1 protein-coding gene is annotated in these 21833 nt (G+C 73.6%); it reads right to left on the bottom strand.

Annotated features, from left to right (window positions below; all coding sequences use genetic code 11):
* Positions 1-2 precede the first annotated feature (2 nt).
* The gene (locus OG252_RS35500; protein WP_329341304.1) at positions 3-21728 is read right to left on the bottom strand and encodes a non-ribosomal peptide synthase/polyketide synthase; all 21726 of its coding nucleotides are present in this window, start codon (positions 21726-21728) and stop codon (positions 3-5) included.
* Positions 21729-21833 lie beyond the last annotated feature (105 nt).

Genomic DNA, 21833 nt, shown 5'->3' with positions numbered 1-21833 from the left:
CCTCACTCGTCTTCCTGGTCTGCGAAGAAGTCGTCTTCGAAGGCGTCGATCTCGTCCTGGCTGAGGGACAGCAGGGACACGTCCGACGGGGTCAGTCCTCCCGCGTCGGGTTGGCGGGCGTGTTCGGCGAGTCCGCGCAGGGCCGCGAACCAGGCCTCGGCCACCTCCCGCACCTCGTCCTCGGACAGCAGGCGCGCGGCCCAGGTCCAGGTGGCGACGAGTTCGGGTCCCTCGTCCCCGTCCTGGGTGAGGGCGTTGAGTTCCAGTACGTGGGTGAGCGGGGCGTCCGGGTCGTCGCCGGGGACGAGCGCCCCGGTGTCGGGTACGGGGGTCCAGTCGACGGCTTCCTGTGCCGTGACCCGGCCCAGGTAGTTGAAGCCGATCCGGGGGCGGCCGAGCGGGGCGAGCACGGACCTGGTCCTGGGGTTGAGGTGGCGCAGCAGGCCGTATCCGACGCCGTTGTCGGGTACGGCCCGCAGTTGTTCCTTGACGGTCTTCAGGACGCGGCCCGCGGTGGGGCCGCCGGCGAGGGCGTCCTCGTGGGCGGCCCGGTCCAGCGGGCCCGGGTCGAGCCGTACCGGGTAGAGGCTGGTGAACCAGCCGACGGTGCGGGACAGGTCGGCCCCGGGAATGACCTGCTCCTCGCGTCCGTGTCCCTCGACGTCGACGACCACGCCGCTGTCGCGCGTGGGCCGCCGGGAGGCGAGGGCCAGGGTGAGGGCGGCGAGGAGGCCGTCGGCCGCGCCGGTGCCGAAGACGGAGCCGACGGTGGTGAGCACGCTCGTGGTGACGTCGGCGGGCAGTCTCAGCGTGAGGGTGCCGGCGGTGGCGTGGGTGTCGCGGGCCGGGTCCAGCGGGGCCGTGCCGAACGGTGCCCCGGCGTCCCGCAGCGTGTCCGCCCAGTGGGCGAGCCGGTCGGTGTGCGCCGGGTCCAGCGCCGCCGTCTGCAGGGCGGTGGCCCAGTGCCGGAAGGAGGTGCCGACGGGCGCGAGCGCGGGGTCGGTGCCCGCGGCCGACGCCTGCCGGGCCTCGGCCAGGTCGGACACGATCAGGCGCCAGGACACGCCGTCGACGACCAGGTGGTCGGCGAGCAGCACGAGCCGTCCCGGTGTGCGCGGGCCGCGGTCCAGCCAGACGGCCTGGAGCATGATGCCGTCCGCGGGTGCCAGCCGTCCGAGGGCCGCGCGAGCGTGGTCGGCGAGCAGCCGCTGCACGGTCTGCGTGTCGGCGCCCCGGGCGTCCACGCGCTCCAGGCAGGTACGGGCGTCGAGCGTGCCCGGCTCCGGGATCTCCGCGTGCGGTTGCCCGGCGTCGTCGGACGCCCAGCGCATGCGCAACGCGTCGTGGCGGTCCAGAACGGCCTGGAGGGCGGTGCGCAGGTCGTCGTACGTCATGCCCGCGGGCACCTGGAGGACGACGGACTGGTTGAACTTCTCGACGCGCCCGCCGCGTTCGGCGAGCCAGTGCATGATCGGCGTGAGCGGGACGGGGCCCGTGGCGGGTTCCTGTGCAGTCTCCGGCACCTCGGCGGGGGTCCGGCCGGAGACGGCCTCGGCGAGCGCGGCCACCGTACGGTGGTCGAACACGTCGCGCGGACTGAGGGTGAGGCCTGCTTTGCGGGCACGGCTGACCAGTTGGATGGACATGATGCTGTCACCGCCGAGGTCGAAGAAGCTGTCCTCGACGCCGATCCCGTCCACACCGAGCACGTCGGCGAACAGCGCGCACAGGGTTTCCTCCACGGGTCCGGCGGCGGTACGGCCGGTGGCGCGGGGTGTGCGGGCGGGAGCCGGGAGAGCCCTGCGGTCAAGTTTTCCGTTGTTGGTCAGCGGCAGCTCGGGCAGGGGTATGAGGGCCGCGGGCACCATGTAGTCGGGCAGGCGTGCGGTGAGGTGGGCGCGCAGCCCGGCGAGGTCGAGCGGGTCGCCGGCGGCCACGACGTAGCCGGTGAGGCGTTTGTCGCCGGGCTGGTCCTCGCGCACGATCACCGCGCCCGCCCGCACGTCGGGGTGGGCGGTCAGGGCGGCCTCGATCTCGGCGAGTTCGATGCGGAAACCGCGTACCTTGACCTGGTCGTCGGCGCGGCCCACGAACTCCAGCAGGCCGTCGGTGTTCCACCGCACCAGGTCGCCGGTGCGGTACATGCGCTCGCCCGGCGCCCCGAACGGACAGGGCACGAAGCGTTCGGCGGTGAGGTCGGGGCGCGCCCAGTAACCGCGGGCGAGGCCGCTGCCGGCCACGTAGAGCTCGCCGGGTACTCCGTCCGGTACGGGGTGCAGGGCGGCGTCGAGGACGTACACCCGCATGTTGTCCAGCGGGCGTCCGATGGGTACCACGCCGGCCAGTCGGCGGGCGTCGTCCGCGCCGACCGGGTTGCGGGTGGTGAACACCGTCGTCTCGGTGGGGCCGTAGCCGTTGACGACCTCGATGTGCGGGCAGTGTTCCAGGACCCGGCGCACGGCGGCGGGCGGGACCGCGTCACCGCCGGTCCACACCTGGCGCACGCCGCGGAAGCAGTCCGGCTGCTCCTCCGCCAGTACCGCGAACAGGCCCGCGGTGAGCCACAGTCCGGTGACGCCGTGCCCGGTGATGAGCGCGCCGAGCGCCTCCACGCTGGTGTCCCCCGCGGGGGCGACGACGACACTGCCGCCGCACAGCAGCGCGACCCACAGTTCCAGGGTGAGCGCGTCCCAGGCGTGCGGGGAGTGCAGCAGGACGCGTTCGGCGCAGCCGGAGCTCCACCACCGGTCCTGTGCGAGGTCGGCGATGTTCCCGTGGGTCGCGGCGACGCCCTTGGGCAGGCCGGTCGAGCCGGAGGTGAACATCAGGCAGGCGAGGTCCTCGGGCCCGGGGACGAATCCGGGTGCACAGGCGTCCTCGCCGACGAGGGCCTCGGCGGTGGCGGGGTCGTCGACGACGAGTACGTCGAGCAGGCCGGCGACGCTCTCGGCCCGTTCCCGCTGGGCGCGGTCGGCGATGAGCAGCGGTGTGCCGGTCTCGGCGACGATCCAGCGCAGCCGCTCGTCGGGATAGGTCGCGCTGAGCGGCACGTAGGCGCCGCCCGCCTTGAGGACGGCGAGTACGGCGACGACGAGGTCGACGGAGCGTTCCATGAGGAGCGCGACGCGGGTCTCGCGGCGTATCCCGGCTCGGCGCAGCCGGTGTGCCAACCGGTGTGCCCTGGCCGAGAGTTCCGCGTAGGTGAGGGTCGTGCCGTCGCCGACGAGTGCCGTCTTGTCGGGGGTGGCCGCGGTGTGCGCCTCGAAGAGACCGAGGAGGGTGGTCGCGGGAGCCGGAACGGTCGTGTCGTTGCGTCCCTCCAGCAGGAGCCGGCGTTCGTCGGTGCCGAGGACGTCGACGCGGGTGACCGGTGCGTCGGGGTGTGCCAGCACCGCCTCCAGCACGCGGACGAGCCGGGCGGCGAGGACCTGGGCGGTGGAGCGGTCGTAGAGGTCGGTGGCGTACTCGACGCGTCCGGTGAGACCGAAGCCGGCCGCACGGCTGCGGGTGAAGCCGAAGGACAGGTCGAACTTGGCGACGCCCGTGTCGAGGTGGTACTCGGAGACGTCCACTCCCGGCAGTCGCGCGGCCTGGGCGAGGGCCTCCTGTTCGGCGGTGTCGTCCAGGGTGAGGACCGTCTGGAACAGCGGGTGTCGTGATGTCGAGCGGGTCACGTCGAGCACGTCGACGAGGCGTTCGAAGGGCACGTCCTGGTGGGCGTATGCCGCCAGGTCGAACTCGCGTACGCGGCCGACGAGTTCACGGAAGGTCGGGTCGCCCGACAGGTCGGTGCGCAGCACCAGCGTGTTCACGAAGAACCCGACCAGGTCCTCCACCGCGTCATCGGTACGGCCCGCGATCGGCGTCCCGATCGGGATGTCCGTGCCCGCCCCGAGCCGCGACAGCAGCGCCGCCAGTGCCGCCTGCATCACCATGAACGGCGTCGCCCGCAGCTCTCGCGCGAGGTCAGCCAGCCGCTCGTGCAGGCCGGCCGGCACCTCGAACTCCACCACGCCGCCGGTGTACGAGGACACGGCCGGACGGGGCCGGTCGGTGGGCAGGCTGAGCTCCTCGGGCAGGCCGCTCAGCCGGTCCTCCCAGAACGCGAGCTGGCGCGAGACGAGGCTGTCGGGGTCGTCCTCGGAGCCGAGCGTCTGGTTCTGCCACAGGGTGAAGTCGGCGTACTGCACGGGCAGTTCGGTCCAGGCCGGGGCGTGCCCGGCGCGGCGCGCCAGGTAGGCGGCGGTCAGGTCCCGGGCGAGGACGCCGGTCGACCGGCCGTCCCCGGCGATGTGATGGACCACCAGGAGCAGTACGTGTTCCCGGCCGCTCCGGGAGAACAGCGCGGCGTGCAGCGGGAGTTCGGCGCCGAGGTCGAAGGCGTGGCGTGCCGCCGCGCCCAGTTCGGCCTCGTCGGCGACCGTGTGCAGGCGTGGCCGCGCGTGGTCCAGCACCACCTGGTACGGGCCGTCGTCGTCCTCCGCGAAGACGGTGCGCAGCGCCTCGTGGCGTGTCGTCACGTCGGCCAGGGCGACTTCGAGTGCCGCCGGGTCGACGTCACCGGTCAGGCGCAGTGCCAGCGGGATGTTGTAGGTGGCGCCGGGGCCTTCGAAGCGGTGCAGGAACCAGAGCCTGCGCTGCGCGAACGACAGCGGGAGCCGTTCCGGCCGCTCCACGCGGGCCACGGGCCGCCCCGCGCCGGTGCCGGCCGTGCCCAGGACCGGGCCCAGGCCGGCGACGGTGGGCGACTCGAACAGGTCCCGCACCGACAGTTCCGCGCCGAGCGTCGCGCGGACGCGGTTGACCAGCCGGGTAGCCAGCAGCGAGTGACCGCCCAGTTCGAAGAAGCCGTCGTCGATACCGACCCGCTCCACCCCGAGCACCTCCGCGAACAGACCGCACAGGATCTCCTCGCGCGGCGAACGCGGCCCGCGGTACCCGGCGGTGCCCGTGCCGACGTACTCCGGAGCGGGCAGGGCCTTGCGGTCGAGCTTGCCGTTGACGGTGAGCGGCAGCGCCGTGAGGGGCACCACGGCCGACGGCACCATGTACTCCGGCAGTTCGGCGGCCAGCCGGTCGCGTACGGCGGCGACGTCCAGGGCATCGGCGGCGGGCACCGCGTAGGCGACGAGCCGCTGGTCGCCGGGCTGGTCCTCGCGGACGACCACGGCTGCCTGGGCGACCTGGGGGTGGCCGAGCACGGCGGTCTCGATCTCGCCGAGTTCGATGCGGAAGCCGCGGATCTTGACCTGGTCGTCGGCGCGCCCCAGGTACTCCAGTTCACCGTCCGCGGTCCACCGCGCCAGGTCACCCGTGCGGTACATCCGGGTGCCGGACGCGCCGTAGGGGTCGGCCACGAACCGTTCCGCGGTCAGCCCCGGCCGGTTCAGATAACCACGCGCCAGACCCGCCCCGGCGACATACATCTCACCCGTGACACCCACCGGGGCCGGCCGCAGACCACCGTCGAGGACATACACCCGCAGATCACGGATACCGACACCGATGAGACTGCGCTGCTGACCGGTCCAGGCGGCGGCGTCCAGGGCACGCACGCTGACGTGGACGGTCGTCTCCGTGATCCCGTACATGTTCACCAGGACGGGCTCGGTGTCGCCGTGCCGGCGCCCCCAGCTCTCCAGCCGGCCCAGATCGAGCGCCTCGCCACCGAAGATCACCCACCGCAGCGCGAGCCGGTCCCCGAGACCGGGCTGCTCCCGGTCCGCCTGCATCAACTGATAGAACGCCGACGGAGTCTGGTTGAGCACCGTGACCCGCTCACGCACCAGCAACCGCAGAAACTCCACCGGATTCCGGCTGACGTCGAACGGCACCACGACAAGCCGCCCACCATGCAGGAGCGGACCCCACAGCTCCCACACCGAGAAGTCGAACGCGACGGAGTGGAACAAAGTCCACACGTCGTCCGGACCGAAGCCGTAGACCTCCTCGGTGGCGGTGAACAACCGCACCACGTTGGCATGCGGAACCACCACACCCTTGGGACGGCCGGTGGATCCGGAGGTGTAGATCACATACGCCGGGTGCGCCGGGCCGGCCGGGACACGGCCGTGTCCGGACGGGCCGGGCTCCCCGGTCGCGGCCGAGGCAAGCCACTCCTCGTCGACGACAAGGACCGGATCGGTGTCCTGGAGGATGTACGCGATCCGCTCCTCGGGATAGCCGGGATCGACGGGGACGTAGGCCGCCCCCGACTTCACGACCGCCAGCAGAGCCACGACCAGATCAAGGCCACGCGGCAGGCACACCGCGACAAACCGCTCCGGACCCGCACCATGCGCCACCAGCCGGTCCGCCAACCGGTCCGCCCGCTCATCCAGCTCCGCATACGTCAGCGAGCGCGTCCCACAGGTGACGGCGACCGCATCCGGAACGAGAGCGGCACGGGTCGCGAAGAGTTCGGCGAGCGTCCGGGGCGGGGCGGTGGTGTCTCCTTCGCCGGCCGCGGCCAGCAGCCGGGCGCGCTCGGCCGCGTCGGTGACGTCGATGCGGGTGACCGGTCGGTCCGGGTCGGTCAGCGCCGCGTCGAGGACGCGCGCCAGGCGCCGGGTGAGGGCCACGGCGCCCGCGTGGGTGTACAGGTCGGCGCTGTAGGAGAGGCTGCCGTGCAGTCCCGCGGGCGTGCCGTCGGCGGCGCGACGCTCCTCGAAGACGAGGGAGAGGTCGAATTTCGCCGCCGTGGTGTCCACCGGTTCGGGGCGGACCGCGAGGCCCGGCAGACCGCGCAGCGCGCCGAGGGCCTGCTCGGTGGTGTCGTTCCAGGTGAGAGCGGTCTGGAAGAGAGGGTGGCGGGCCATGGAGCGGGCCGGGTTGAGGATGTCGACGAGGCGTTCGAAGGGCACGTCCTGGTGGGCATACGCCGCTAGGTCGAACTCCCGTACGCGGCCGACGAGTTCACGGAAGGTCGGGTCGCCCGACAGGTCCGTGCGCAGCACCAGCGTGTTCACGAAGAACCCGACCAGGCCCTCCAGGGCGTCGTCGGCGCGGCCGGCGACCGGGGTGCCGACGGGGATGTCGGTTCCTGCGCCCAGCCGCGACAGCAGGGTCGCCAGGGCCGCGCGCATCACCATGAACGGCGTCGCCCGCAGCTCGCGGGCCACGACCACGAGCCGCTCGTGCAGGGCGGCCGGCACCTCGAACTCCACCACCCCGCCGGTGTACGAGGCCACGGCCGGACGCCGGTGGTCGGTCGGCAGGTCCAGTTCCTCGGGCAGGCCGGACAGTGCGTCCTTCCAGAACGCCAGCCGGCGTGCCAGGGGGCTGTCCGCATCGGTCTCGGAGCCGAGCGTCCGGCGCTGCCACAGGGCGAAGTCGGCGTACTGGAGCGGCAGTTGCTCCCAGCTCGGAGCGTGACCGGCGCGGCGTGCCGCGTAGGCGGCGGTCAGGTCCCGGGCGAGCGGCCCCACCGACCAGCCGTCGCCGGCGATGTGGTGCAGGACGAGCAGGAGCACATGCTCCTGCGGGGCGAGTTCGAACAGCCGGACCCGCAGGGGGAGTTCGGCCGAGAGATCGAAGGGACGGCGGGTCTCACCGGCCAGTTTCGCGCCGAGTCCGGCCTCGTCGGCGGGCTCGGCCGTGACCCGCGGGGCAGCCCCGCGGGCGTCGAGGACGCGCTGGTGGGGGCCGTCGGCGTCCTCGGCCACGAGAGTGCGCAGCGACTCGTGCCGGCCCACCACGTCGGCCAGCGCGGCTTCGAGAGCCGTCCGGTCGAGGTCGCCGGTCAGCCGCAGTGCGGCGGGGATGTTGTACGTGGCGGACGCCTCGTCGAACTGGCCGAGGAACCACAGCCGTTCCTGCGCGAACGACAGCGGCAGCCGCTCGGGCCGCTGGGCCGCCCGCGCGGCGGGACGGGCGGCCTCGGTGCCCTGCCGGGCGGCGAGCCCGGCGACGGTCGGTGTCTCGAACAGACCGCGCACCGGCAGTTCCTCGCCGAGCGTCGTGCGGACGCGGTTGACCAGCCGGGTGGCCAGCAGGGAGTGACCGCCCAGTTCGAAGAAGTTGTCGTCGATGCCGACCCGCTCCACGCCGAGCACCTCGGCGAACAGGCCGCACAGGATCTCCTCGCGCGGCGAACGCGGCCCGCGGTACCCGGCCGTGGACAGGGTGCCGTACTCCGGAGCGGGCAGCGCCTTGCGGTCCAGCTTTCCGTTGGGGGTGACGGGCAGGCTGTCCAGGGTGACGAACGCCGAGGGCACCATGTGGGCGGCGAGCCGTCCGGCGGCGTACCGGCGCAGCCGCGCCTGGTCCGCGTCCGCGCCGGGCGCGGGCACCACGTAGGCGACGAGCCGTTTGTCGCCGGGCTGGTCCTCGCGTACGACCACCACGGCTCTGGTCACGGTGGGGTGGCCGCCGACGACGGCGGCCACCTCGCCGGGCTCGATGCGGAAGCCGCGGATCTTGACCTGGTCGTCGGCGCGCCCCAGGTACTCCAGCTCACCGTCCGCGGTCCACCGCGCCAGGTCGCCCGTGCGGTACATCCGCTCCCCCGGCCCCCCGAACGGACAGGCCACGAACCGCTCCGCGGTCAGCCCCGGCCGGTTCAGATAGCCGCGCGCCAGACCGGCCCCGGCGATGTAGAGCTCGCCCGGGGTGCCGACGGGTGCCGGCCGCAAACCGCCGTCGAGGACGTACAGGCGGGTGTTGATCAGCGGGGTGCCGATGGGCGGGACGGCGGCACCGGCCAGCGGGGCGCTCATGCTGGCGCACACCGTGGACTCGGTGGGGCCGTAGGCGTTGATCATGCGGCGCCCGCGCGACCAGCGCGCCACCAGGTCCGGCGGACAGGCCTCGCCGGCCACGACCAGGGTGGTCACGGTGGGCAGCGCGTCGTCCGGAAGCACGGCCAGCGCGGACGGCGGCAGGGTGACGTGGCTGATCTCCTGCTCGCGCACCAGCTCGGTCAGCGCGGGGCCGGGCAGCAGCCGTTCGGCGGGGGCCAGCACCAGTGTCGCGCCGGCGAGCAGCGCCATGCACAGCTCGGAGACGGCCGCGTCGAAGCTGGGCGAGGCGAAGAGCAGCACCCGGCTGTCGGGGGTGACGGCGAAGCGGTCGATCTGTCCGGTGGCCAGGCTCGCGATGCCCCGGTGGGAGACCGCGACGCCCTTGGGCCGACCGGTGGAACCCGAGGTGTGGATGACGTAGGCGAGGGACGCGGGGTCGACGGGGGCGGGATCGTCGGCGGCGTGGGCGGAGGTGTCGGCCGCCGCCAGCCAGGCCGAGTCGACGAACAGTACGGGATCGACGTCGTCGAGGATGTGCGCGATGCGCTCGGCGGGGTAGTCCGGGTCGATGGGTACGTGGGCGGCTCCCGTCTTCATGACGGCGAGCAGGGTGACCACCAGGTCGGCCGAGCGCGGCAGGGACACCGCGACGCACCGCTCCGGGCCCGCGCCGTGCTCGGCCAGCAGCAGGGCCAGCCGGTTGGCACGCGCGTTGAGGTCGGCGTAGCTCAGTCGGCTGCCCTCGAAGACCACGGCCACGGCGTCCGGGGTGCGGGCCACCTGTGCCTGGAACAACTCGGGCAGCGTGCCGGCGGGCACCGGGTGTTCGGTGGCGTTCCAGTCGTCGACCAGCAGTCGGCGTTCGTCGGCACAGAGCGCGTCGATCCGTCCGACGGGCAACTCGGGGGCGTCGGCCATGGCCGTCAGGATCCGCAGCAGGCGGTCCATGACCAGGCGCGCCGTCTTTGGGGCGACCAGGTCGGGCTGATGGTCGAGGCGGAAGCGCAGCTCGTCGCCGGGCATCGCCACGAGGCCGTAGGTGTAGTGCACGGCGTCGCGGGTGCGGGCGCCGGTGAGCCGCAGACCGGTTCCGGCCGCGACGGCGTTCAGTGTCCCGGCGTCCAGGGGGTAGTTCTCGAACACCAGGGAGGTGTCGAAGAGTTCACCGAAATCGGTCACCCGCTGGATGTCGGCGAGACCGAGGTGCTGGTGTTCCAGCAGCCGCGCCTGTTCACGCTGCGCACGCAGCAGCAGCTCGCCGACGGACTCCGCGGGATCGACGCGCAGCCGCGCCGGCACGGTGTTGATGAACAGGCCGATGGCGTCCCAGGTTCCGTCTGCCTCGGCCGGGCGGCCGGACACGGTGACGCCGAACGCCACGTCGTCGCGGCCCAGTTCACCGGCCAGGACGAGTCCCCAGGCGGCCTGGACCGCCGAGTTGAGGGTCACGCCGAGGGCCCGGGTCCGCTCGGTCAGCCGGGCGGTGTCCGGGGCGGGCAGCGAAGCCTCCACAGTCTCAGGAAGGAGCGGGGTGCGACCGGCGTCGGGCGCGGCGACCAGCGTCGGCTCCTCGAATCCCGCGAACGCCTCGCGCCAGGCAGCCTCGGCTGCGGCGCGGTCCTGCCGGGCGAGCCACGCCAGGTGGTCCCGGTAGGGCCGGACCGGCGGCAGCGGGCGCTCGCCCCGGTACAGCTCCAGCAGCTCACGGACGATGACGGGCAGGGACCAGCCGTCCCACAGCACGTGGTGCGAGGTGATCGCCAGCCGGTGGTGCCGGTCGCCCAGCCGCAGCAGGGTGAAACGGACGAGCGGGGGCCGGGCGGGGTCGAAGCGCCGGGTGCGGTCGGCGTCGAGCAGGCGCCGGGCCTCCTGTTCGCGTTCGGCCTCGTGCAGCGCACCGAGGTCGGCCTCCTGCCAGGGCAGCGGGACCTCACGCAGCACCGCCTGCACCGGGGTGCTGAGGTTCTCGTGCAGGAAGGCCGCCCGCAGGTTGGGGTGCCGGTCGAGCAGCGCGGCCGCGGCGGCACGCAGCGCGGCGGTGTCCGGCTCGCCCTCGATGTCGACGACGAGCTGCACCGTGTAGACGTCCGCGGACTCCTCGTCGAAGGAGTGGTGGAAGAGCAGGCCCTCCTGCAGCGGGGACAGCGGCAGGACGTCCTCCAGGTCCGGCAGCCGCCGCTCCAGGTCCTCGATCTCGCGCTGGCCGAGCCGCGCGGGGGCGATGTCGGAGGGCGTGAGACCGCCCGCGCCCGGCCGGCGCACATGAGCGGCGAAGCCGCGCAGGACCTCGAACCACTCCTCGGCCAGCAGGCGCACCCGGTCCTCGTCGAACAGGCGGCTCGCCCAGGTCCAGGCGGCGACGAGTTCGGGCCCGTCGGGGCCGTCCTCGGCCAGCGCGTTGAGTTCCACGGCGTGGGCGAGCGGCAGGCCGGGGTCGGCGGAACCGCCGATGCCGTTACTGCCGGGCACGACGCTCCAGTCCGCGTGGTCGCCGGTGGTGGCCCGGCCGAGGTAGTTGAAGCCCAGCTCGGGCGAGGTCGGCGCGGAGAGTTCGGCGGCGGTCTGCGCGTCGAGGTGGCGCAGCGCGCCGAAGCCGAGGCCGTGGTCCGGCACCGCGCGAAGCAGTTCCTTGGTGCGCTTCAGCAGCCGGCCGGCCTCCGGGCCGCCCGCCCGCAGCCCGGCGCGCGCCTCGGCGTCGAGCCGGCCGGCGTCCAGCCGCACCGGGTACAGGCTGGTGAACCAGCCCACGGTCCGTGACAGGTCGGCGTCGTCCTCGCCGAGCTGGTCGCGGCCGTGGCCCTCGGCGTCCACCAGTACGGTCGGGTCGTCCGTGCCGCGCCAGGCGGTGACGGCCGCCGCGAACGCAGCGAGCAGGACCTCGTCGGGGCGGGCCCGGTAACGGGAGGCAGCGGTGGTCAGCACGGCCCGGGTCACCTCGGCGGGCAGCCGCAGCCGCAGTGTGGCGGCGGTGCCGTGGGTGTCCAGCGCGGGGTCCAGGGCGGGAGTGGCCGCCGTGTCCGCGGATGCGCCCAATACCTCACGCCAGTAAGGAAGCTGGTTCCGGTACCTGCCCTCGGCGGCCGCCGTGTGCCGACGGCGGGCCCAGGAACGGTAGGACAGGCCCGTCGGAGCGAGGTCGGCGGCACGGCCGGCGGTGGCCGCCCGCCAGGCGTCGGCGAGGTCGGGCAGCAGTATCCGCCAGGACACGCCGTCGACCACCAGGTGGTGGGCGACCAGCACCAGCCGGCCGGTCCGGTCCGGTCCCCGGTCGCACCACACCGCCTGGACCATCACGCCGTCACGCGGCGCAAGCCGAGCGCGGGCGGCCGCGGCGTGCTCGGCCACGAGGTCGTCCAACTCGGCGTCCCCGAGCCCCGCGGCGCCCACCCGGCGCAGCAGCGCACCGGCCGCCACCGAGCCGCGTTCGCCGATCTCGAGCGACCACGGCTCTACGTCGGTCAGGCGCATCCGCAGGGCGTCGTGGTGGTCGAGGACGGTCTGCAGGGCCGTCAGCAGGTCCTCGCGGTCCAGCCCGGCGGGTACCCGCACCGCGAGGGACTGGGCGAACCCGTCGACGGGGCCGCCGCGTTCGGCCAGCCAGTGGGCCATGGGCGGCAGCGGAACCGCGCCGGTCGCGACGTCCGGCTCCTCGGCCGCGTCGGCGCCGGTCTGCGCCGCGACCGCGGCGAGGCCCTCGACCGTGCGCTGCTCGAACACGTCCCGCGGGGAGAGGACGAGCCCCTGCTGCCGGGCCCGGCCGACCAGCTGGATCGACATGATGCTGTCGCCGCCGAGGTCGAAGAAGCCGTCGTCGACGGCCACTTCGGGCAGGCCGAGCACCTCGCCGAAGAGCAGGCACAGGATGCGCTCGGTCTCGGTGCGCGGCGCCCTGCCGCCGCCGGACGCCGGCAGCTCGGGGGCGGGCAGGGCCTTGCGGTCGAGCTTGCCGTTGACGGTGAGCGGCAGCTCGTCGAGCGTGACGAAGGCGGACGGCACCATGTAGTCGGGCAGCGTGGCCGCCAGGTGGTCCCGCAGCAGGCCGTGATCGACCGGATTCCGCGCGGCCAGGACGTAGGCGACGAGACGACGGTCGCCGGGGCGGTCCTCGCGCACCATCGTCCGGGCCCAGGCCACGTCCCGGTGGCCGGCCAGCGCAGTGTCGATCTCGCCGAGTTCGATGCGGAAGCCGCGGATCTTGACCTGGTCGTCGGCCCGTCCCAGGTACTCCAGTTCACCGTCCGAGGTCCACCGCGCCAGGTCACCCGTGCGGTACATCCGCTCCCCCGGCCCTCCGAACGGACAGGCCACGAACCGTTCCGCGGTCAGCCCCGGCCGGTTCAGATAACCACGCGCCAGACCCGCCCCGGCGACATACATCTCACCCGTGACACCCACCGGGGCCGGCCGCAGACCACCGTCGAGGACATACACCCGCAGATCACGGATACCGACACCGATCAGGCTGCGCTGCTGACCGGTCCAGGCGGCGGCGTCCAGGGCACGCACGCTGACATGGACGGTCGTTTCCGTGATCCCGTACATGTTCACCAGGACGGGCTCGGTGTCGCCGTGCCGGCGGCCCCAGCTCTCCAGCCGGCCCAGATCGAGCGCCTCGCCACCGAAGATCACCCACCGCAGCGCGAGCCGGTCCCCGAGACCGGGCTGCTCCCGGTCCGCCTGCATCAACTGATAGAACGCCGACGGGGTCTGGTTGAGCACCGTGACCCGCTCACGCACCAGCAGCCGCAGAAACTCCACCGGATTCCGGCTGACGTCGAACGGCACCACGACAAGCCGCCCACCGTGCAGGAGCGGACCCCACAGCTCCCACACCGAGAAGTCGAACGCGACGGAGTGGAACAAAGTCCACACGTCGTCCGGACCGAAGCCGTACACGTCCTCGGTGGCGGTGAACAACCGCACCACGTTGGCATGCGGAACCACCACACCCTTGGGACGGCCGGTGGAACCAGACGTATAGATCACATACGCCGGACTGGCCGGATCGACCCGAACACGGCCACGACCACGACCACGCGCAACGGGCTCCCCGGTAGCAGCCGAGGCAAGCCACTCCTCGTCGACGACAAGGACCGGATCGGTGTCCTGGAGGATGTACGCGATCCGCTCCTCCGGATAACCGGGATCGACGGGAACGTACGCAGCCCCCGACTTCACAACCGCCAGCAGAGCCACGACCAGATCAAGGCCACGCGGCAGGCACACCGCGACAAACCGCTCCGGACCCGCACCATGCGCCACCAGCCGGTCCGCCAACCCGTCCGCCCGCTCATCCAGCTCCGCATACGTCAACGACCGCGTCCCACAGGTGACGGCGACCGCGTCCGCAACGAGAGCGGCACGCCGCTCGAACAGTTCGGCCAGCGAGGAAGCCGAGGTGTGCGCGGCCGGCGCCACCTCGTGGGCGGTGTCGGCGAAGGTGTCGAGTGTCAGCCGCCGCTCGGCGGGGGTCAGTACGTCGAGTCGCCCGGTGGGCAGCTCGGGACGGTCGGCGAGAGCCTGAAGGATGTGCACGAACCGGTCCGCGACGGCCTGCGCGGTGGCGTGGTCGACGAGGTCGGGCTGGTGGTCGAGGCGCAACCGCAGTTCGTCGCCGGGGACCACGACCAGGCCGAGCGAGTAGTGCACCGCGTCGTGCGCGCGGACCTCGCCGACCCGCAGGCCGGCCGTCGCGGTGAGCTCCGTGAAGGCGGCCGCGTCCAGCGGGAAGTTCTCGAACACCACGGAGGTGTCGAAGAGTTCGCCCAGTCCTACCGTGCGCTGGATGTCGGCGAGGCCGGTGTGCTGGTGCTCCAGCAGCCGCTGCCGCTCGCCCTGCACGCGGCGCAGCAGGTCGCCGAGCGGCTCGGCCGCCTTCAGGCGCACCCGCAGCGGAACGGTGTTGATGTACAGCCCGACGCTGTCCTCGATGCCGTCGATCTCGGCGGGCCGTCCGGAGACGGTCACGCCGAAGGTGACGTCGTCGCGGCCCAGGGTGCGTGACAGCACCAGCGCCCAGGCCGCCTCGACCACCGAGTTGAGCGTCACGCCCAGAGCGCGGGACCGTTCGACCAGCGCCGCGGTGGCAGGTGCCGGCAGGGTGGTCTCCACGCGTTCCGGCCGCACCGGGATCCGGCCGGCCGGCGTGGCGGCGACCCGCGCCGGCTCCTCGACGTCGGCGAACGCAGCCCGCCAGGCCCGTTCGGCCGCGTCCCGGTCGCGGTGCGCGAGCCACCGCAGATGGTCGCGGAAGGGGCGCGCCGCGGGCAGCGCGGCCCCGCTCCGGTACAGCTCCAGCAGTTCCCGCAGCAGCACGGGCAGCGACCAGCCGTCCAGTACGGCGTGGTGGACGGTGAGTGCCAGCACGGCGCGCTCGGTGCCGGTGCGGGCGAGCAGGAAGCGGACCAGCGGGGGTGCGGCGAGGTCGAAGGGACGCTCCCGCTCCAGGACCAGCCGGTCGTGCAGCGACTCTTCGCCTACGGCCTCGGTCTCCTGCCAGTTCAGGGGTACGTCGGCGTGGACGACCTGGACGGGGCGGCTGAGCCCCTCCGTCCGGAAGCCGGCGCGCAGCGCGTCGTGCCGGGCGAGCAGGGCGGCGGCCGCCGACTTCAGGGCGGGCACGTCGAGCCGGCCGAGGAGTTCGACGGCGACCTGCACGGTGTAGACGTCGGGGGCGCCGCGGTCGAAGACGCTGTGGAAGACCAGGCCTTCCTGGAGCGGTGTGAGCGGCAGCACCTCGGCCGACGCGGGCAGTCGCGTGCGCAGCGCGGCCAGTTCCTCGTCGCCGAGCGGTACGTCGACGGGGGTGTCGTCGGGCGTGTCGGCAGCGGGGGTGGGCTTGCCGTCGTTCGGCGCTTCGGGCAGGGCATCGGCGAGCGCGGCGACCGTACGGTGGGCGAAGACGTCCTTCACGGCGATGCGCAGTCCGGCCCGGCGGGCCCGGCCGACCAGGCGCACCGCGACGATGCTGTCGCCGCCCAGGGCGAAGAAACTGTCGTCGACGCCGACCTCGGGCACGCCGAGCACCTCGGCGAACAGGGCGCACAGCGTCTCCTCGCGCGCGGTGCGGGGCGCCCGGCCGGAGGCCACGGCGGTGAAGTCGGGGGCGGGCAGGACCTTGCGGTCGATCTTGCCGTTGGGGGTGAGCGGCAGCGCGTCCAGCGTGACGAAGGCCGCCGGGACCATGTACTCCGGCAGGGTGCGCGCCAGGTGGGTACGCAGCTCTTCGGGGGCGCCGCCGACGACGTAGGCCACCAGGCGCTTGTCGCCGGGGCGGTCCTCGCGCACCACGACCGCCGCCCGGGACACCTCCTCGTGGCCGAGCAGGACGGCCTCGATCTCGCCGGGCTCGATGCGATGGCCGCGTACCTTGACCTGCTGGTCGACGCGGCCGAGGTACTCCAGCTCGCCGTCGGCCGACCAGCGCACCATGTCGCCGGTGCGGTACATCCGGGTGCCGGACGCGCCGTAGGGGTCGGCGACGAAGCGCCACGCGGTGAGGCCGGCCCGGTCCAGGTAGCCGTGGGCCAGGCCCGCTCCGGCGATGTACAGCTCTCCGGCGACTTCGGCGGGCGCCGGGCGCAGGGCCGCGTCGAGCACGTACACCCGGGTGTTGCCGATGGGGCGGCCGATCGAGCCGCGCGACGCGCTGTCGCCGGCGACAGCGCCGGCCGTGGACCAGATGGTGGTCTCGGTGGGGCCGTAGAGGTTGGTGACCGAACGGGCCGTGGTCAGCAGGCGGTCGGCGAGGTCTGCGGGCAGTGCCTCGCCGCCGACGAGGACCCGCAGCCCGGCCGGAGCCGTCGGGACCTCGTCGACGAGGGCGCGCCACAGGCTCGGGGTCGCCTGCATCACCGACACCCCGGCCTGGTCGATCAGCTCGGCCAGTGCCTGCGGGTCCCGGGTGGTGTCCTTGTCGGCGAGCACCACCCGCGCGCCGGCCAGCAGCGGCACGTACAGCTCCAGGGCGGCGATGTCGAAGCCCACCGTCGTGACGGCCAGCAGCCGGTCCTCGGCGGTCAGGGCGAAGGACCGCGCCATCGAGTCGAGGAAGTTGACCAGGGCGGCGTGTGCGACGACCACGCCCTTGGGGCGGCCGGTCGAACCGGAGGTGTAGATCACGTACGCGGGGCTGTGCGGCGAGACCGCGGCGAGGTCGTTCGCCGCGAGACCCTCGGTGCGGGCCCCGGCGAGCCAGGCCTCGTCCACGACGAGGACGGGCCGGGAGTCCTCGATCATGTAGGTGACGCGGTCGGCGGGGAAGTCCGGGTCGAGCGGCACGTACGCCGCACCCGACTTGGCCACGGCGAGCAGCACGGTGACGAGGTCGGCGGAGCGCGGCAGCCGGACCGCGACCCGGCGTCCGGGCCCCGCCCCCTGCTCGACCAGCAGCCGGGCCACCCGGTTGGCGCGGGCGTTGAGCTCCCCGTAGGTGAGTTCGTGGCCGCCGCAGACCACCGCCGTGGCATGCGGAGTCAGGGCCGCGCGGTCCTCGAAGAGCTGCGGCAGGGCGGCCGGGGGCACGGCTCGGTCGGTGGCGTTCCACCGCTCCAGCAGTGTCTCGCGTTCGGTGTCGTCGAGGACCTCCACCCGTCCCGTCGGCGTCGTCGGGTCGGCCGCGAACTGCTCCAGGACGCGTACGAGCCGGGCCACGGTCCGCTCGGCCGCGGCGGCGTCGACCAGGTCGGGCTGGTGGTCGACGCGCAGCCGGAGCCGCTCGCCCGGGTGGACGACGAGGCTGAGGGGGTAGTGGGCTCCCTCGTGTGCGCGGGCGTCCACGAGCCGCAGACCGGCCTCGTCGGCCAGGGTGCCGAGTGCGGTGCGGTCCAGGGGGTAGTTCTCGAACACCATGGAGGTGTCGAAGAGTTCACCGAGACCGGTCCACCGCTGGATGTCGGCGAGGCCCACGTGCTGGTGCTCCAGCAGGGCCGTCCGCTCCTCCTGAAGTCGTGCGGCGAGGGCTGCGAGGGGTTCGGCGGGGTCCAGTCGTACGCGCTGGGGCAGCGTGTTGATGAACAGGCCCGCCAGGTCCTCCACGCCGCTGAGCTCGGCGGGGCGGCCGGCCACCGTGGTGCCGAACACCACGTCGGTACGGCCCAGCACCTGGGCCAGGACCAGCGACCAGGCCGCCGTGGTCAGGGAGTTGAGGGTGACGCCCAGGTCACGGGCCCGCTGTCCCAGGCGGGCGGTGAGTGCGGCGGGCAGATCGTGCTCCACGCGCGCGGGGAGCACCGGGGTACGGCCGGGTACGGAGGGAGCCAGCCGGGCGGGCTCGTCGAAGCCGTCGAGCGCGGCGGTCCAGGCGTGCCGGGCCGCCTCGGTGTCCTGTGCCGCGAGCCACGCCAAGTAGTCCTCGTAGGGCCGCACTTCGGGCAGGGGACGCCCGTCCGTGTAGCTCTGGAGCAGGTCACGGACGACGATGGGCAGCGACCAGCCGTCGACGACGGTGTGATGGGCGGTCACCGCCAGGACGTGGTGCTCGGCCGCCGTGCGGACCAGCAGGAAGCGGACGAGCGGCGGCCGGTCCAGGGCGAAGCGCGTGGCGCGTTCCCGGGCGAGCAGCGCGTCGAGCTCCTCCTGGTCCTCGGTCGTCTCCTCCCGCCAGACGAGCGGTACCTCGGCCGGCACGACCTGGACGGCGCGGCTGAGTCCCTCGTGCCGGAACCCGGCCCGCAGCGCGTCGTGGCGCTTCAGCAGCCGCGCGGCGGCGGTGCGCAGGGCGGCGGTGTCGAGCGGGCCGCCGAGTTCGAGGACGGCCTGGACGGTGTAGAGGTCGGGCTGGTCCTCGTCGAAGACGCTGTGGAAGAGCAGGCCTTCCTGGAGGGGGGTCAGCGGCAGCACTCGGGCCCCGGAGGGGGCGTCGACGAGGGCGAGTTCGTGCTGCGGCAGCGGGTCGGGGAGGGTGTACGTGGTGGTGTCCGCGGCCGCCCGGGCGATGGCCGCGAGGGCCTCCACGGTGCGATGCACGAAGACGTCGCGGGCAGTGAACGCGAGGCCTGTGCGGCGGGCGTGCGAGACGAGCCGGAGCGCCAGGACGCTGTCGCCGCCCAGATCGAAGAAGCTGTCGTGGACTCCTGCCCGGGGCACGCCGAGGACCTCGGTGAACAGGGCGCACAGCCGGGTCTCGGCGGCGGTGCGCGGTGCCCCGCCGCGTGAGGTGTGAACGGGTGCGGGCAGGGCGGCCCGGTCCAGTTTGCCGTTGGGGCTGAGCGGGAGCGTGCCGAGCGTGACGAACGCGGACGGCACCATGTAGTCCGGCAGGTTCTCCGCCACCCGGGCGCGCAGCTCCCCGGTGTCGGCGCCGCCGACGACGTAGGCCACCAGCCGCTTGTCGCCGGGGCGGTCCTCGCGCAGCACCACGGCGGCGTGCTCCACCGCGGGGTGGGCGGTGAGGGCGGCCTCGATCTCGGCGGGTTCGACGCGGAAGCCGCGTACCTTCACCTGCTGGTCGGCACGCCCGAGGTACTCGAGTTCCCCGTCGGCCGTCCAGCGGGCCAGGTCGCCGGTCCGGTACATGCGCTCGCCCGCGATGCCGAAGGGGCAGGCGACGAATCGCTCGGCGGTCAGGCCGGACCGCCCGAGGTAGCCGCGGGCCAGACCGGCGCCCGCCACGTACAGCTCGCCGACGGCGCCCACCGGCACCGGGCGCAGGTGCGAATCCAGCACGAAGGCACGGGTGTTGGAGATGGGGCGGCCGATCCGCACGGTGCCGGCGGTGACGTCGGCGTACAGGCTGTCGCCGCTGGCCTCGGAGGACCCGTACAGGTTCAGCAGGCGGGCCTCGGGCAGCGCGGCGCGGAACCGGTCGGCGTACGCCGGCGGCAGTGCCTCGCCGCTGGTCACCCACAACGTGCACGGCGCCAGGGCACCGATGTCGTCGCCGTCCAGGAGCTCGGCGAGGAGGCTGGGCACGAGGGTGATGCGTCCGACGCGGTGGCGGGCGACGAGGTCCGTCATCGCGGCGGCGCTGCGGCCGGCGTCGGGGCCGCAGAGCACGGCGGGCGCGCCGTGCACGAGCGGGCCGAGGAGTTCGGTGGTGCCGTCCACGAAGCTGAGGGAGCTCTTGACGAGCACGGGCCGTCCGTCGAAGGGGAACTCCTCGCCGAACCACAGCAGTCGGTTGACGGCCCCTTCGTGGAGGCCGATCACGCCCTTGGGGACGCCTGTCGATCCGGAGGTGTAGATCAGGTACGCGGGATGGGCTGCGGTCAGCGGCCGGTTGCGGTCGGCGTCGGTGGGGCTGTGCGCGGGCTGCCCCGTGGTGTCGAGGGTGTCGACGATCAGCCGCGGCGCGCCGTCCGGCGGCAGTTCGGCGGCCACGTCGGCGGTGGTGAGGATCAGACCCGGGCGGGCGTCGCCGAGCATGTGGGCGATGCGGTCGGCGGGGTAGTCCGGGTCGACGGGCAGATAGGCGGCGCCCGCCTTCAGCACGGCGAGTACGGCGACGACCAGGTCCGCGGAGCGCCGCAGCGCGAGGCCGACGTGCTGGTCGGGGCCCGTACCCCGGCCGATGAGCAGGTGGGCGAGCCGGTTGGCCCGGGTGTCGAGTTCGGCGTAGGTGAGCGTGCCGCCGTCGTGGTGCAGGGCGGGCTCGTCCGGGGTGCGGGCGGCCTGCGCCTCGAACAGCTCGGGCAGGGTGGCGGCGGTCCGTTCGCGTGCGGTGCCGTTCCACTCCCGCAGCAGCAGGTGGCGTTCGGTGTCGGTGGGCAGGTCCAGGGCGGCGACCGGGTGGTCTGGGCGAGCGGCGGCGCGGTCCAGGAACGCGCAGAACCGCTCCTGGTGACGGGCGAGTTCGTCCTCGGTGTAGAGCTCGCGGTTGCCGCAGAACTCCAGCTCGGTCTCCGCGGTGCCGGGCGTGCGGTAGACGTTGACCGTCAGGTCCGCGATCGGGCCGTTGGCGAGCTGGCGGCGCACGGCCGTCCAGGCGCCGAAGCGGGTCTCCTGCTCGAAGGCCATCACATTGACCTGCGGCCCGGAGAGGGCACCGGCCTCGGCGGACAGGCCGAGTTCCGCGCGCAGGGCCTCGCCCCGGTGGCGCTGGTGCCGGATGGCCTTGCGGATCTGCTCCTCCGCCTGGTCCACGAGGTCGCCGAAGGTGGTGTCCGGGCGGACGGTCAGCCGGACGGGGACTTCGTTGGCGAGCATCGCGGGCGTGCCGAGCTCCCCGCGCGAACGGCGCGCCGCCATGGGCATGTTGACGATGACGTCGGGCCGGCCGAGCAGGCGGTGCACATATGCCGCGGTGGCGGCGACGATCGTGGCGGACAGCCGGCCGACGCCGCCGCGGCCGCGGCCGCCGTCGGCGAACCCGGCGAGGAAGTCCGACGGCATGGGGGTGACCAGGCGCATCGTGCTGGGCGTGGCGGGCGCGACCCGCCCGGCGAGCGGGGTGCCCTCGTGGTGGTCGGCGAACGCGGTACGCCAGTACGCCGCGTCCGTGGCGTACCGGGGGGAGGCGAGGTAGGCGGCGTCCTCGGCCAGGAGGTCGGCGAGCGGGGCGGCGGTGGATCCGGGAGGGGTCAGGCCCTGCTCGAACGCGGTGTACAGCTCCGCGAGCCGCCGCATGTAGAGGTGCTGGCCGAAGCCGTCCAGCACGATGTGGTGGTAGCGGAAATACAGGACGCTGCGCTGCGTGCCGATGGTGAACAGCGCGTGTGTGTACGGCGCTTCGCGGGTGAGGTCGGTCGCGGTGGCGAGGTCGGCGGCCGTCCAGGCCTGGATCTCGGCGTCCGGGTCGGGCCGGCCGGTGAGGTCGACGAAGTGCAGTTCGCCCTCGTCGGCCGGCTCGATGCTCAGCCGGGGACCGTCCGCGGTGTCGTGGAACCGGGTGCGCAGGGTCTCGGCCTCGGCGACGGCCTGGGTGACGGCCCGGCGCAGGGCGTCCTCGTCGAGGCGTCCGGTGAGCGTGTAGGTGACGCCGCAGTTGTAGAAGGGGTCGTCGGGGGCCATGCGCTGCGCCACCCAGATGCCGGTCTGCGCGGCTGACACGGTACGGAGCGTGTTGCTGACGTCGGACACGGGCTTCCCATCCCCCAGGGCGCTGCGGACTGCGTGGAACTGCGGTGCGTGAATGCGTGCGGGTGCGGTGCGCGG

This window comes from Streptomyces sp. NBC_01352 (genome assembly GCF_036237295.1).
GTDB lineage: Bacteria > Actinomycetota > Actinomycetes > Streptomycetales > Streptomycetaceae > Streptomyces > Streptomyces plumbiresistens.
This window is presented reverse-complemented; position numbering and strand designations above follow the sequence as displayed.